General features: G+C 45.7%; 1 protein-coding gene. It reads left to right on the forward strand.

The genetic code is table 11. The features are described from left to right. The coding region (locus tag ACGF5R_RS24785) for a transposase (protein WP_387693303.1) at nucleotides 1–293 on the forward strand (293 nt) is incomplete at both ends.

Genomic DNA, 293 nt, shown 5'->3' on the forward strand with positions numbered 1-293 from the left:
GACGTCATGGCCGCATGAGTGCCAGCGAGATTATGACCATTGTGATTGCTTTTCATATGTCACATTATCGCGATTTCAAAAATTTCTACTTTGGACTAGTCCGACGATACCCTCAACAAGACTTTCCCACCCTGCTCAGCTATACCCGGTTCTTAGGCGTCGTTTCCTCAGTTTTAGGACCACTTTGTAGCTATTTGACGCAGGTGAAAGGGAAACCCACGGGACTCGCTTTTGTCGATTCCACAAGTATTCGTGTTTGTCATAACATTCGTATCCCTCGCCATAAGGTGTTT

It is taken from the genome of Photorhabdus sp. RM71S (assembly GCF_042879355.1).
Classification (GTDB): Bacteria; Pseudomonadota; Gammaproteobacteria; order Enterobacterales; family Enterobacteriaceae; genus Photorhabdus; species Photorhabdus kayaii.